Source organism: Flavobacterium sp., from assembly GCF_017744675.1.
GTDB lineage: Bacteria > Bacteroidota > Bacteroidia > Flavobacteriales > Flavobacteriaceae > Flavobacterium.
This window is the reverse complement of sequence record NZ_JAGIAV010000004.1, coordinates 590795-607272: the sequence shown is the minus strand read 5'-3', so window position 1 is coordinate 607272 and position 16478 is coordinate 590795. Positions and strand designations below refer to the sequence as shown.

At 39.2% G+C, this 16478-nt stretch carries 6 protein-coding genes; 3 read left to right on the top strand and 3 right to left on the bottom strand.

All coding sequences use genetic code 11. The features are described 5' to 3' along the window. Positions 1 to 328: 328 nt before the first annotated feature. From J7574_RS12900 to J7574_RS12890, 3 genes are all read left to right on the top strand, one after another. Positions 329 to 1507 carry an aldose epimerase family protein gene (locus J7574_RS12900; RefSeq protein WP_290968855.1) on the top strand — a complete coding sequence of 393 codons (1179 nt, stop codon included), beginning with the start codon at positions 329 to 331 and terminating at the stop codon, positions 1505 to 1507. Between the two features lie 195 nt (positions 1508 to 1702). After that, positions 1703 to 2683, top strand: a complete 981-nt coding sequence (locus J7574_RS12895) for a glycoside hydrolase family 43 protein (protein WP_290968853.1) — start codon at positions 1703 to 1705, stop codon at positions 2681 to 2683. Positions 2684 to 2841: 158 nt separating this feature from the next. After that, the gene (locus J7574_RS12890; RefSeq protein WP_290968850.1) at positions 2842 to 3255 is read left to right on the top strand and encodes a 3-hydroxyacyl-ACP dehydratase FabZ family protein; all 414 of its coding nucleotides are present in this window, start codon (positions 2842 to 2844) and stop codon (positions 3253 to 3255) included. 119 nt (positions 3256 to 3374) lie between these two features. Here J7574_RS12890 and J7574_RS12885 read toward each other — a convergent pair whose 3' ends face one another. From J7574_RS12885 to J7574_RS12875, 3 genes are read right to left on the bottom strand one after another with little or no spacing between them, the layout of a single operon-like run. Further along, complete coding sequence (locus tag J7574_RS12885; RefSeq protein ID WP_290968848.1) at positions 3375 to 5303, bottom strand: OmpA family protein; 1929 nt, start codon at positions 5301 to 5303, stop codon at positions 3375 to 3377. A gap of 11 nt (positions 5304 to 5314) precedes the next feature. Further along, positions 5315 to 6238 (bottom strand): type IX secretion system membrane protein PorP/SprF, encoded by a 924-nt coding sequence (locus J7574_RS12880; protein WP_290968846.1) that lies wholly within the window; start codon positions 6236 to 6238, stop codon positions 5315 to 5317. A gap of 50 nt (positions 6239 to 6288) precedes the next feature. Next, positions 6289 to 16323: a gliding motility-associated C-terminal domain-containing protein gene (locus J7574_RS12875; RefSeq protein ID WP_290968843.1), complete on the bottom strand. Its 10035-nt coding sequence runs from the start codon at positions 16321 to 16323 to the stop codon at positions 6289 to 6291. Positions 16324 to 16478 lie beyond the last annotated feature (155 nt).

The following is a 16478-nucleotide window of genomic DNA, read 5'->3' as shown; positions in this document are numbered from 1 at the left end:
AAACGTAGCTTTTGGGAACGTATTAAAGGCGTTTCACTAAGAATAATACACATAGCTATGGTTAAAGCCTGCTTTTCTTTAATCTCAGACAGAAAAAACAAAAATCTATGTTTCTATGTGTTGAATTAAATTTTATTGAATTTGAACACATAGAAACCTTTGGGAAACGTATTAAAGCGTTTCACTAAGAATAAAACACCTAGCTATGTGTTAAAGCTTGCTTTTTCTTTAATCTTAGACAGAAAAAACAAAAATCTATGTTTCTATGTGTTTAAATTAAAATTTATTCAATTTGAACTAGCAGGTAAACTTTTAAATACTCAAAAAGATGAAAAATATTCAAATTACTGCAGTTTTGTTGCTTGCTCTTTTGCAATTCAATTGTAAAGAGGCCAAAAAAGACAATGAAACTTTAAAAAACAATATCGAAATCAAATCAGATTCGGTAAAAACGGTTTTAGAAACTAAAAATTTTGACACTATTATCGATGGTAAAAAAGTCAGTTTGTATTGGATCGAAAACAAAGGAATAAAAGCTGCTTTTACCAATTACGGCGGGCGATTGGTAGGTTTATGGGTGACGGATAAAAGTGGAAAACAGACCGATGTAGTGGTCGGAATGAACAGTGTAAAGGGCTTTAAAAACTCGACAGAACCTTATTTTGGAGCCACAATCGGCAGAGTTGGCAACAGAGTTGCATTAGGCAAGTTTACTCTTGAGGGAAAGCAATATAACATTCCGTTAAATAATGGAAAAAATGCTTTACACGGTGGTGTAAAAGGTTTTCAAGACGTAGTTTGGGATGCTGAGAAAACAGATTCAAAGACTTTGGTTTTTACATACGTTTCTCCAGATGGCGAACAAGGTTTTCCTGGAAATCTGAAAGTAAAAGTAACTTATACGCTTACAGACGATCAAACGGTGAAAATGGAATATGAAGCGACAACCGATAAAGCTACAATTGTAAATCTAACCAATCACGCTTTTTTCAATCTGAATGGAGAGGGAAGCGGAACGATTTTAAATCACGAATTGCAAATTTATGGAGATAAATTTACGCCAGTGGATGAAGGTTTAATTCCGACTGGAGAATTAAAATCGGTTAAAAATACACCATTCGATTTTACTTCAAAACATACGATAGGCGAAAGAATCGAAACGAAAGACCAACAGCTGCAATTTGGAAAAGGATATGATCACAATTATGTGTTGAATACCGATAAAAAAGATGGTTTTGTTCATGCGGCAACAATTAAAGGAGATGTTTCAGGTATTACTTTAGATATTTATACAGAAGAGCCTGGACTTCAATTTTATAGCGGAAACTTTATGCAAGGTTTAAATACCTTTAAATCAGGTGCTAAAGATGATTTTAGAACGGCATTTGCTCTTGAAACCCAGCATTTTCCAGATGCTCCAAATCAGCCAAAATTTCCTCAAATTACCTTGAAAGCAGGAGAGAAGTATCACACCGTTTCTTTGTATCGATTTTCGACAGAAAAGTGATAAAAAAAGAGAGGAGAATTTAAGAAGTGAAAAGCTGTTTTTGACATGTAAATAGTTGACATTTTTTTAAGTGAAAAAAAAGCAATTTTCACATGAAATCTACGCAATTATTGCTATAAGTTTTATCTATAACAGTCTTTTAAGTATTTGATTTTTAGTTTAAAAATTATATTTAACTAAATAAAAAGTTTAATAATGAAAAATTATAAATATTTTAATCTATTGGCTCTGTTTTTTGTTGTAACCTGCTGTGCTCAGCCCGAAAAAACAGCTCAAAAAACGTCTTCAAATGATCGGCCAATTTTGTTGGCAGACCCAACCATTTTTTACGAAAATGGAGTTTACTATTTGTATGGCACAACAACAGGAAATTTTCCGAACGGAGAAGGTTTTCAAGTTTACACTTCTTCAGATTTAAAAAAATGGAAAGGTCCAGTTGGTGCACAAAATGGTTTGGCTCTGAAAAAAGGGGACGCTTTTGGAACGAAAGGTTTTTGGGCACCTCAGATTTTTAAATTCGATGGGAAGTATCAAATTATTTATACTGCCGATGAAAATATTGCAATTGCAACAAGCGACAGTCCGTTAGGGCCATTTAAAAGCGATTCTAAGGCTCCAATGTTTAATTTGGGCAAACAGATCGATCCGTTCATTTTTGTTGATCAGGATGGCAAAAAATACCTTTATCACGTACGTTTGATTGATGGCAACAGAATTTTTGTAGCAGAATTGAAAGAAGACCTATCTGGAATTAAGGAAGAAACGCTGAAAGAATGCATTTCTGGTGTGCTTCCTTGGGAGAATACACAAAATGTGCCTTGGCCAGTAACAGAAGGTCCGACGGTTCTTAAGCACAACGGTTTGTATTACATGATTTATTCGGCAAACGATTTTAGAAACCCAGATTATGCAGTAGGGTATGCCACAGCCAAAAGTCCGTACGGACCTTGGGAGAAAGCTGTTGAAAGTCCGATAATAAGCCGTAAGGATTTGGGAATAAATGGAGTAGGACACGGTGATGTTTTTTATGATAAAAATGGAAAAATGAAATATGTGCTGCATACACATTACAGCAATAATGAAGTTTCACCTAGAAAAGCTGGAATAATTGACATTGATTTTGAAGGAAATAAAATCAGAGCAAATGCGAAGAGTTTTGTCTTGTTAAAAGAATAAACTGCTGATTTTAGAGTTAATAACGGGAAAAGAGATGCTAAAGCGTCTCTTTTTTTTGTTTTGTAAATGAAGAGATTGCAAAAGGATTAACATAGATATAATTTAAAACGTTGGTTATTTCGCGTCAGATTCGTACATTGGTGAAAATTCCAAAAATCATGACAAAAAAAATAGAAGATTTAATTCCGCACCGAGCTCCATTTCTCTTTGTTGATGAAATTATCTCTTATACAACAGAAACAATCGTTGGTTTAAAGACATTTACAGATAAAGATGCTTGGCTCCAAGGAAGTTTTCCAGATTTTAATTTTGTTCCTGGCACTATTTTAATCGAGGCAATGGCACAATGTGGAGGCGCAGGAATAAAGCTTTTGGGAATCGCAGATGGCGTTTTTGGTTTAGTAAGTTTGGATAATGTGGAGTTTTTTGGCGGTGTTGAGTTTAATAAACTGGTGAAATTTGTGGTGAAAAACATTCGCACAAGCGAAAAAATTATCAAACAGTCTGGTGAAGCTTTTGACGAAGATCGATTGATTATGAAAGGAGAGTGGCTTTGCGTGAAGCTGCAGTGAGAGAGAGTATAGATGAAAGATGAAAGAGGCAAGATGAAAGAAAATAGAAGAAAGAAGAAAGACTTGTTTCAGATTATAGATAAAGAAAAGCGTCCTAGATTATTGGACGCTTTTTTATTTTACATTTTTGTGATGATGAATTCGCTTCGGCGATTGATTTGGTGCTGTGCTTCTGTGCAGGGAACTCCGTTGGAGCAATTATTGATTAATTGGGTTTCTCCGTAACCAATGGCGCTTTCTATTCGCTCTGGAGCGACGCCTTGCGAAATCAGATAATCTCTGGTGGCTTTGGCTCTTCGGTCGGACAGTTCTAAGTTGTACTGATCATCGGCTCTGGAGTCGGTATGCGATTCGATTTTTATGACCACAGTGCTGTACTGATGCATTAATAAAACGACTTTATTTAATTCTATTGCAGCATCATAGCGGATGTCTGATTTGTTTAAATCAAAGAAAATAATTCCGATTTTGATTTTTAAAACGCCATTTTCGCGAACAATCAAGGCTGGATCTAAACCAACTGGAACTTCGGTTTTTCCAGAGTTATTTGGCGTGATAACCGACTTGGTATTGCTGGTGAAATTGTCTTTTGAAACTTCAATCGTATAAGGCGTATTACAAGTTAAAGCTTTTGCAAATTCGTATTTTCCGTCAATTTGAGAAACGGTTTCTGCTATTTTTTCGCCATTTTGGCTTTTAAGAATTACTACAGCGCCTGCAATTTTATTGTTGGAAATGGCATCAAAAACATACCCATTTATTGATTGGTTGCAGAAACGTTCAAACGAATAAATATCATCATCGCCTTTTCCTGTTTTTCTATTGGAGCACACAAAACCTTTGTTGGTCTCTTCGTTTACAATAAAAGCGAAATCATCCATATTGCTGTTTAGCGGCGCTCCAAGATTGACTGGATCACTAAAAACGCCGTTGTTTAATCTGCTTTCAAAAACATCGAGTCCGCCCAGACCTAAGAAACCGTCGGAAGCAAAATAAATGGCTTGATTGGTTATAAACGGGAACATTTCGCGTCCTGTTGTGTTTATTTTATCGCCTAAATTTTTAGGGTTCGAATATTGGTTTTCGCCTAAAATATCGACTACAAAGATGTCGGTAGAACCAATAGTTCCCGGCATATCCGAAACGAAATAAAGCTTTTTGCCGTCTTTGCTTACTGATGGATGCCCAACGGAGTAATTATCGCTGTTGAAAGGCACTTCTTTAACATCTTTCCATTGTACAGTTCCGTTTGCGCCTTCTGTAGCCGTGGCGGTATATATTTTCAAATTATTGATGCCTTTGCTGTCACGTTTCAATTTTCCATTGTAATTGTTTCTAGTGAAATAAATGGTTTTTTCGTCGGGCGAAAAGGCAACGCAGGCTTCATGAAAATTTGTGGAGATTTCTTTAGCAAATCGTTGTTTGGAAGAAACATTAGATCCTGTTTCATTGATTTTTCCTAATTGCATGCTCAAATAAGGCTGATCGTTCCAGCCATATTTTTCCGTTTTGAAATAGGAGGAATCTGAAGTGGTAGAATATACCAAATCGCCTTTGTAAAACATCGGGCCAAAATCGGAATAAGCGCTATTGATTTCTAAATTTTCAAGCATAAAAGAAGGCTTTATATTTTGAATGTCTTCTAAGGTCACATTTTGAAGCGAAAAATTCTGCGCTCTCACATCGGTGGCTTTTTGTTTTGCTGCGAAGGCTTTCATCCATTTTTTTGCCAAGTCATAATTCTGAATTCCTTGCAGAGACTGCGCATAGCGAAACAGATATTCTGGCGGAACTTCATTAGGATAATCGGCCACTAGTTTTCCGTACCATTTGCTGGCTTCTTCCATTTGAGTATTAAAATAATAACAGTCGCCCAAACGCTGCAGCATTTCTCTGGAAGGATCACCATTTTTTATCGAAATCTCATACGATTTTGCCGCTTCGACATAATACATTTTGTCGAAAAGAGCATCGGCTGCTTTGTTTTTGGTCTGCGAATAAATCGTCTGTATAACCAATAATACGAGTATAGTAATTGTTCTTTTCATAGACTATTGTATTAAAAGAATCGAGGTGATTTAAGTCCTTTTTTGCGGGAAACAAGCTCGAAACGAAGCATAATCTCATGTGTGCCGCTGTTGTAGTTCTGGAGTTCGGTTGTGGTATAATCATAGGCATAACCTACCATTAGCATTGGAGAAATCTGTATTCCTGCCAATGCGCTCACAGAATCTGATGTACGATAGGAGACTCCAAGCGTTAAAGCGTTATTAAACATAAAATTGGCTGAGATGTCGGCAATTAAAGGCGCTCCAGCTACATATTTGACTAAAACTGCGGGTTTAAATTTGGTATGAGCCGAGAGATCAAACACAATCCCTCCAATCAGGTATAAGTGAATTCTTTGATTGACAAGGTTTTCGCTAATATCATCATAAGTATAGCGCTCTTTTGTCATGAAGTTTGGAATCGCAATTCCGACATAATCTCTTTCGCCATGCCAATAAAGTCCAGCCCCCACAACAGGCAGAAATTTATTATTGATGTTTTCACGAAATTGAGCATCCGGATCTTTATAGCTTCCTTTGGTCCAGTCGATATTAATAACACGTCCGCCTCCCTTTATTCCAAAAGAAAGTTTATGCGTTTGTCCAGATTGAATGGTATAAGAGAGGTTGGCATCCAAATACTGTTCTTCTGTAGGCCCAATTTCGTCGTTTACTATAGAAATTCCCAGACCCAAATTTTTGGCTATTGGAGTATCTAATGAAAAACTCTGCGTATCTGGCGCGCCTTCAATTCCAACCCATTGTGTGCGATAAATGCCTGTTATGGCCAAATGACCAAGAGATCCTGCATAAGCTGAATTGACGGTAAGTGTATTGTACATATATTGCGTGTACTGCGGATCCTGCTGTGCGGAGGCAGCATATACCGAAAGTATACTTATTATCGTGAAAACCTTTTTTATATTTTTAATCATAGCCAATATATTTTGGTTAATCCTGTTCTTTTCGAAACTCGTCTGCGGTTTTATTTCAGATAAAGCCATCCCGAGGTTTTTTTAGATCCATCTCCCAAATCAAGAATATAGAAATAGGTGCCTTCAGGAAGCGTTTTCGAAGAGCTTTCTTCTTTACCGTCCCAAGTATTATTGTAGCCTTTTTTATAATAAACCAAATTACCCCAACGATTGAATATTTCCAGCTGGTTATCCGGATACTGATCGATACAGTCTATGTAGAAATAATCATTTTGTCCGTCATCATTTGGTGAGAATTCATTATAAATCTTCAAGCAATTTGGAGCTACAGTTGCGCTAGCCTGATTGTTGCTCGCGTTGGTGTCTACTTGATCGAGTTTGGTTAAATGCGCTGTATTTAAATAATCTTTAAAATCAACGACTTTGACCGTAATGTCGAGTGTTTGCGACGCACCTTTTGCAATAGAAGGAACTGTCCAGATTCCTGTTGCAGCATTATAAGCTCCTGAAGAAGCTGTAGCGTTTACAAACGAATAGCCTTTTGAAAGCAAATCTTGAATTTCGACATTGGTAGCGGCTAGGTTTCCAAGATTTTCCGCTGTAACTGTAAAAGTAACTTGAGAATACATTGGAACTTCGGTTTTGTCTACCTCTTTACGAATGGCTATATCTGTTGCTGGAATATTGATAGATTCAGAATCTTCGTCATCTTCGCTTTGGTCACCATTATCATTATTTGGTGTAGAATCAGGATCAAATTGATCGCTCGCTGTTACCTGAGCGATATTGACATAATCTGAGTTTTCTAGACCCGCCGTTGAAACTACCGTAGCCTGATAGGTTAAAGTAAGTCCGCCAACCGGAATGGTCAATTTCTCCCATCTAATCGTGTTGATGCTAAAAATTCCTCCATTGCTGATATTGGTTAGATTTTTTAATCCTAACGGAATAATATCTTCTACCGAAACTCCAGTGGCTTGACTTGGACCTTCATTTCCAATTTGCAGGGTATAGGTTACCACTTCATTTACATTTGCATTTTTATTGCTTACTGTTTTTTCAAGGCTCAAATCGGCAACATTTACCTGTATGGTAATGCTGTCCTGATCGTCTTCGGTCGGAATATTGTTGTTTGGTGTAGAGTCTGGATCTGGCAGATCACTTGCTATTACTTCGGCAGTATTGGTGTATTCTCCACTTTGTCCCGAAGGTTTGTTTACTCTTGTATAGATTTGCAGTGTCTGGGTGGTTCCTGCATTTACGGTTCCTGTATTCCATATTCCTGTTACGTTGTTGTATACACCGCTTGTGGCAGTATAAGTAGAATAGTTAAATCCAGAAGGCAGAAGGTCTTTTACCTGTACGCCTGTAGCATTTCCAGGACCATCATTAGTAACGGTAACTTCAAATATTACGGTGCTTCCAACATCGTGCACTACATTTCCAGAAAGCGTTCTTTTATTCAAAGAAAGGTCAGCCATAATAATTTGCGGTGTTACTGCAATGCTATCGTAATCATCTTCTGTTGGAACACCATTTCCAGGCGTACTGTTTGGATCTGCCTGATTGGAAGTCATTACTTCTGCTATGTTTAAATATTCATTAGCAGTTCCTGTTGGCGCTTTTACCAATACCGTAATGATTAATGTGTGGCTGTTTCCTGGTAAAATTACTCCGGGATTCCATTCTCCAGTTGCGGGATCGTAACTTCCAGATGTTGAATTGTAGAATACATAGGTGTAACCAGAAGGGAGTATGTCTTTTATGGTTACGCCTGTTGCAACGCTAGGCCCCGAATTAGAAACCGTTATTGAAAAAGATATTCGTGATCCTATCGCAGGAGTAAGATTATTATTGACTACTTCTTTTATTAAGGAAAGATCGGCAACTGCAGGAACTGGTGTCAAAAATACAGTATTCATATCGTCTTCTCCGACAACACCGTTGTTAGGAGTAGAGTCAGGGTCAAATTCGTTTGATGCGTAAACTTCGGCCGTATTGTTGTAGTCTCCATTTCTGTTTACTTCAACAGAAATAAGAAGGCTTTCGCTAGTGCCTGCGACTATAGTTCCAATATCCCAAATTCCTGTAGTTTCAAAATAATTTCCCTGTGTGGCGCTGTAAACACGATAGGTATAACCGCTCGGGAGCAAGTCTTTAACTTTTACGCCAGTAGCATTTTGCGGACCATCATTTTTTACAGCAATTTCAAAAGTTACTGTTGAACCAAAGGCAGGACTGAAATTACTGCCTACAATAGCTTTGGTTAAAGATAAATCTGCAATTGGAAGAACAGGAGTGGTTGCTGCAGAGGCATAATCGTCTTCCGTTGTAACTCCGTTATTTGGAGTTGAATTTGGATCTGGCAAACTGCTGGCTGTAACTTCGGCAATATTGGTATAATTTCCAGAAGCATTTACAATACCTGTAAGTTGTAATGTTTGAGAATCTCCATTTATTAAAGAACCAACTGTCCATCTACCTGTTGCACTATTATAAGTTCCTTTTGTTGCAGTAAAGTTGCTATAAGTATATCCAGATGGGAGTAAGTCGGTAACTTGAACTCCAGTTGTATTCTGAGGTCCATTATTAGTTACGATAATTTCAAAAGTTACTGGTGTACCAACTAATGGGTTCGATTTATTTACTGTTTTAGTCAGTGATAAATCGGCCGATAATGGGTTAGGAACTGTTGTTGCTGTTGCATAATCGTTTTCTGTTGGAACTCCATTATTTGGTGTTGAATTGGGATCCAGTTGATCTGCTGCTGTTACTTCGGCAATATTGGTGTAGTTTCCAGAAGCATTTACAGTCGCGTAGATTTGCAAGGTTTCTGAATTTGCATTTAATAAGTTTCCTACTGTCCAAATTCCCGTTGCAGGATCATAAGTTCCCTTTGAAGTGCTAAATGAGGCAAAAGTATATCCAGATGGCAGTATGTCGGTTACCTGAATTCCTGTATTATCATTTGGACCATTATTAGTAACTACAATTCTGTAATTAACTAATGCCCCAACCAAAGGAGTAGGATTACTTACTGTTTTGGTTAAGGAAAGGTCAGAAGTTTGCGGTATCGGACTTGTAGAAGCAGAAGCATAATCGTTTTCAGTTGTAACCCCATTATTTGGCGTTGAATTCGGATCAGGAAGGTCTGCCGCGGTAACTTCTGCCTCATTCAGATAATTTCCTGTTGGATTTACTGTTGCGACAATTTCTAGTGTTTCTGAGTTTCCGCTTATTAAATTACCGATCGTCCATAATCCCGTTAAAGGATTATAAGTTCCTTTTGAATTGTTAAATCCAGCGAAAGTATATCCAGAAGGAAGCAAATCGGTTAATTCGATTCCAGTATTATCATTTGGACCATTGTTGGTCAATATAATCTCGAAAGTAACCTGAGAGCCTATAATAGGGGTAGAATTGTTTACTGTTTTGGTTATTGATAAATCAGAAGACTGTATTACAGGAGTTGTACTTGCTGACGAATAATCATTTTCTGTTGGATCTCCGTTATTAGGAGTGGAGTTTGGATCGGGAAGATCTGCTGCTATCACTTCGGCAATATTAAGATAATCGCCTGAATCGTTTACTGTAGCGACAATCTGTAACGTTTCAGAATTGCCATTTGGCAAGCTTCCTATTGTCCATACTCCCGTTGTCTGATCATATGTTCCTGTAGTGACAGTAACTCCATTGAATGTATATCCAGAAGGAAGCAAGTCTTTAACTTTAATTCCAGTATTATCCTGAGGACCATTATTGGAAACAAGAATTTTAAAAATAACAAGAGATCCCACAACAGGCGTTGGATTGTTTACTGTTTTGGTTAAAGCTAAATCCGAAATTAGCTGGATCGGAGTTGTGGTTGCCGTTCCGTAATCATCCTCTGTTGGATCGCCATTGTTAGGAGTTGAATCTGGATCTGGAATACTGCTGTTTACTACTTCGGCAATATTGGTGTAGTCTCCAGTAGCATTTACTGTTGCGTTTATCTGCAGTGTTTCAGATTCCGTGTTTTCTAATATGTCTAACGACCATATACCCGTTATTGGGTCATAAGTTCCGCTGGTAGAATTGAAATTCATGTAAGTATAACCAGATGGCAAAAGGTCTTTTACTCTAACTTGTGAAGTATTTTGCGGACCGCTATTGGTGGTTATAATCTGAAAAGTAACCAATGAGCCTACCAATGGGGTCGGATTGCTTACAGTTTTGGTTAATGATAAGTCTGCAGCAGGCTGAATTGGCGTTATGATCGCGCTGTCTTCATCATCTTCGCTCTGATCTCCGTCATCATTGTTAGGAGTACTGTCGGGATCTGGGAGACTGCAGGCAATGACTTCCGTAATATTTTTATAATCTCCAGTTGGAAGTACTTTTGCATCTATGATAAGAGTTTCTGTGGCTCCAGCATCAATAGTTGCAACATTCCAAATACCAGTAGTATAGTCGTAAATACCATCGGTAGTGCTGTAGTTAACAAATTCGTAGCCAGAAGGCAGAAGGTCTCTCACCAAAACACCTGATGGTTCGTTTGGGCCTTTATTTGTAATAATAAGCCTGAAAGAAACCTGAGTTCCTATTACAGGACTTGTGTTTCCTGCAACAACCTCTTTGGTTAACTCAAGATCTGCTGTTGGACCTATAAAGGTTATTGTAGCATTGTCTTCATCATCTTCGCTTTGATCGCCATCGTCATTATTTGGCGTACTATCTGGATCGGGAAGGTCACTGGCCGTTACTTGAGCAATATTTTTATACGGACCTGTCGCATTTACAGTTGTCTTAAAGGTTAAATCTAGTGAAGCGGCATTTAGAAGCGCTAAATTTTGCCACGTAAGATCTCCATTGGCAACATTATAAAACCCGTTGTTTGAGACCGAACCGGGTATTATTGTAAAACCTTCAGGAATCACATCTTTTACAGCTATTCCAGTGGCATTTCCTGGTCCGTTATTAAGAAGATGAAGTGTAAAAGTAACTTGATCTCCTGCTGCAGCAGAGGTTGGAGAAACGGTTTTGGTAAGCTCTAAATCGGCTTGTTTTAAAGTGACGGTAGCACTGCTCATGTCGTCTTCAGGAAGTCCATTTCCAGGTGTGCTGTCTGGATCAAATTGTTTGGCTGTCTGTACTTCGGCAACATTCACATAATTGGCGGCCGTGGCTACATTTACTTTTGCTGTTATCTGAAGTGTTATGGTGTTTCCGTTATTAAGATTGCCAATATTCCAGATGCCTGTGGTTTTGTCGTATTTTCCGCCGCCATTATCACTCACATAAGTATAACCAGAAGGCAGTTTATCTGATACCGTAATGCCGGTAGCATTATTTGGTCCGCTATTGGTAACCGAAATAGTGAAGATAACATTGTCATTTATACTCACAGTAGTAGGTGAAACCGATTTATTAAGTGACAAATCGGCTACGTCAAGAACTATTGCCGCACTGCTCTGGTCATCTTCATTAGGATTTTTATTGTTTGGCGTACTATCAGGATCGTATTGATCTGAAGCAATAACTTCTGCTGTATTAACATAAGATCTCGTGGAGAGAATAGTGGCTTTAAACTGTAAAGGGATAATATGGCCACTAGGTACGGTAAGGCCGCTCCACGTAATGGTATTGTCACCAACATTGTATACTCCTGAATAGGTGACAGATCCCGGAACTATAGCAAAACCTAGCGGAATATAATCGCGTATAGCAACATTAGTCGCAGTGGCAGAGCCGCCCTGTGCATTATTGTTAAAAACATTTATATTGAAAGTAACCACATCACCAACACTTCCAGTTGTTGGCGTTACCGTTTTAGTCAATTCTAAATCGGCAATAGCCAGTATCGAAAGCGTCATCGTATCTGATGAAGGAGGGCAATTTCCATTGGTTACACTCCACTCAAGTGTATAAAGACCAGGAATTGTTCCCGTAACAGCTGTTGTTGGATTTGAGGGATCTGCAAAACCAATTGTACTAGGTCCGGAAAGCTGTTTCCAGCTTCCTGTTCCAACTGTTGGAGTTGTGGCATTCATAGTGATGGTAGAAAACTGAGGCATCACTAGGTTTGGTCCCGCTTCGGCAGTTGAAGGTTTATCATATATCGTGATAAGCACATTATCTTCAGAAATACAGCTCGTGGAAGCGGCCGTGGTAACTGTCCATTTAAACTCATAAACACCAGGTATTAATCCAAGAATTAAGGAATTTTCAAGATTTGGCGATGCAATACTAGCTGTATTTGGTCCAGAGACTTGTGTCCATGTTCCTACGCCCGATGTTACTGTTACAGCATTCATTGTAGCGCTTGTTGCATTACAAAGCTCTTGATCGGGTCCAGCATTGGCAATGGATGGTGGTACATCATTGAAAGTTACAGAAACTAAATCTGAAGTAGGCGCACAAGCAGAAGGAGCAGTAAAAGTGCCATTGGTTACAGTCCATCTTAAGACATAAGTACCCAATTCATTTATGTTAGATAAAGTAGTAACGGGGCTGTTTGGATTATCAATTACGGCATTTCCTCCAGTAGGCTGCGATTCAAATGTCCATGTTCCAATACCAACGGCAGGAGGAACGGCTGCAGTTTTATAGGTGGTCTGACAAGCAACAGCATCGTCTGGCCCTGCGTCTGCTGCACTTGGCGGTGCATTCATTTCTATTCGGACAATATCAGAAAGAGATCGGCAATTGTTGCTTTCAAACACCCATTCTAAGATATAAAGTCCAGGAACGGTTAAACTTGAAACGGTTGTTGAAGGTGATGTCGGATTGTCAATAACAGCTACGCTTCCTGTTGGCTGATAAACAAATCGCCATTCCGATAAGGTTACATCTGGAGGGGCAGTATTTCCGCTCATCGTAGCAATACCGCCAACATCATTAATACATAAAGTCTGGTCTGGTCCAGCATCAGGATCTATACTAGCACCATTATAAATAGTTACATTTACAGAATCTGAAGTTCCTGGACAGCTAGCGCCGTTAGGAAATGTACTCGTATTGATGGTATAGGTAAAAACATAACTGTTTCCTGGAACTACAGTTGCATTGGCAATATAGCTGTTAGGAGGCGATTGGGTAATTACAACATCAGCTGGGTTTCCTGTAGTACTGGTTAGTGCCCAAGTTCCAGTTGAATTTTCATTGGCAATAAGCTGCACGCTAGTAACATCACAATGTGTTTGATCGGGTCCTGCATTTGCTGCTGGATCGACCACAACCACCATATCGTCAAAGCTACCTGGACATAAAAAGATGCTTTTGGCAGTGATAGTCCATCTAAATGTATACGTACCCGCAACCAGGCCGTTAATTACGGTATTAGGATCTGAAGGGTCTGCAATTGTAGGCTGATTAGGAGCGCCTGTAAGTACAGACCATTGTCCCAATTCGAAGAAGCTATCATAAGCATTTCCAGCCATAGTTACGCTAGTACTGTTACAGACATTTTGGTCTGGCCCTGCCGCCGCAGGATGAGGCGGAATACCAATAGTAAGATTAATATCATCAAATGCCTGACCGCAAATATTAGCATCAACTGTCCATCTGAATATGTAATAGCCGCTATAAGTAAAGGTAAATACGGCATGAGGATCATGAATGTCGCTGATAGTATAATTTCCAACCCCAGAAATTCTAGTCCATGTTCCAATTGCCCCAGTGCTTTGTGTGGCTGCCATTGTTATGGTATTGCCGCAAGTTTCCTGATCTGGACCTGCATCGGCAGCAGGAGGAGTTTCGGCAACCGTAATAGATACGCTGCTCTCGCTAGGAAGACAAGATCTAAGTCTTGAAGTAATGGACCATGTAAAAACATAAGTTCCGTTTCCAGGAACAGTTACCATTGTATTAGGGTCACTATCGTCAGCAAATACAACTCCTGTAGAAGGTGTTACAGTCCAAATACCAAATTCCCCGAATGCAGGTGTATTTCCGCTCAAATTAAAAGTGGTTGTCCCTGAGGTATAACAAGCGTTTGGTCCTGCATTTGATGTGGTAGGGGCCACACTATTATCTGTAAAAATGGTCACTGTATCAGAAACAGATGCGCCACAGGAAGGACCTGGATGCGAATAAGAGACCGTCCATTGCAATTCATACGATGAACTTATGGTTTGAAAACCCGATGCAATAGCTTTGGGGTCGTTGACATCAGAAAATGTGATGGTATTAGGCCCTGAAATCTGACTCCATGTTCCCATTTCGCCTGGTTCGGGCTCTGCTGCATTAAGAGGTACGTGTGAGTCTGCACAAACTACCTGATCTAGTCCAGCATCTACATTGTCTATAGAAGTGTCTGAAACATAAACTGTAACGGTAGCTACTGAAAATCCGCACGTGGCGCCACCGCCTTTTGTAATATATTGAAAAACGTAAGTTCCAGAGATCAGATTGCTTACAGGTGTGTCTATAGCAAAATTATCAGCTATTACGGCTGTGTTCGGACCACTAAGCTGACTCCAAAAATGCAATCCGTCATCGGTGCTTACACCTGATAAAACGGTTGTTGTATCACCGCAGGGCAAACTGACATCGGTTCCGGCATTGGACGGAGTAGGATCGCCAGAAACCAAGACATTCAAAGTATCAAAGCCATAATCGCATTCAACCGTTAAAGCTCCGGTTTGTTTTCTTATAAATTCGACGGTATAATCTCCAGGTGCTGTAAGGGTTAGAGTAAGAGAATTTCCAACATCCTGCAAGGCAGTAGGGAATGGGCCTAAAGGTGAAAGGGCAGGACCGCTTACAATTCGGTATTGATTGGAGCCTGTTCCTGTTACAGCAAGCGGAATGGTAAATACGGTCGCATTACAGCTTCCAACAATATCATTTCCGTTATTTGCTACAATAGTTCTAGTTGGGCCATTGTACTGTACGATATAATCTTTGGTGAAAATACAGCCTGTATTGTTATTGGTAAGCGTATAGCGAAAGCGATAAGGAGCCCCCGCAGAGGAAATGTTTGTAACCAAAGTGGTCGGATTTGTTGGCGAAACAATTACAGCACCAGCACCTCCCGAAACCTGAGACCAAGCTACGGTTTCTCCCGCGTATAAAGGCGTTTGAGCAATAAGTGTGACCTGATTTACCGTATTATCGCAAAAGAATATATTCTCGTCTCCTCCTGCCAGTTTCGTTACATCTTGCGTTGCTGCAGGAACATTGATTACTACTGTGTCGTTTCCTGAAGCACATGGTCCTACAACGGTCCATCTGAAAGTATAAGTTCCTTGCACTAAATTGGACACACTTGTATTGTTAGAGTTTGGATTGCCTATGGTTGGAGTATTTGGTCCCGAAACAAATGTCCATTGTCCGCTTTGTCCATTAAGTCCGCAGCCTCCATAAGTAGCACTTAAGTTGGTTGATTGTGTTGTAGTGTAGCAATTGCTTAAAGTTTGGTCTGGACCTGCAGAAATTGGTTTTACACCTCCATAATTAGTTACCGTAATTTGAGATGTGGTTCGGCAACGTTGGCCAGGGGCAAATTCAGGTCCTTCAATAACCCATTGCAGCGTACTCACGCCACAGTTTGTGGCTGGTAAAGTAATTGTTGAGGTTGCTGAATTTGGAAAATTAATCACAACTCCAGCATTATTTGCGCCTACAATCTCCCAAAATCCCGTTTCTCCACTATTTTGAGGCGTGTTTGCGATAATGGCCAATGTTCCGTTATTATTAGGGCAACTGGCAATATTAGCACCAGCATTTGCCTTTGTAATAGGTTTTACATTCACTACTTTGTCCTGATAAGACAGTACTCCATCGCCACAGGTTGCGCTGTATCTAAAAATATAAGTGTTGCCTCCAGTATATCCAGAAACTGTCGTGGTAGAACTTGTTGGAGAATTAATGGTTACTGCCGGACCCGAAATTTGTGTCCATTTGACCGTACCAATAATTGGAGTCGGATTATTTCCAGTTAAAACTAATGCATCGGTTTCACAAATAGTTATATTTAGTACTCCAGCATTTACACTACAGTTTTGCGCATTGGATTGGAAAGTGGCAAGTAAAATTAAAATTGCAGCAAAAGCCAGTTTTTTCGATAAAGCGTAAATTCTCCAAGAAAAGTAAAATTGTGCCATAAGCAATCGGGATAAAAAGGCAGCACATGAAAATAGATAACCACCTTAAATTAATAAATTGTTTTAAGCATTAATTTGGATAGAGGTTAAAATAAAATCTGGGATACTCAAAATTAAAGAAAGATAGCTTCGGAATATTTTTTTCGATGTTGCAT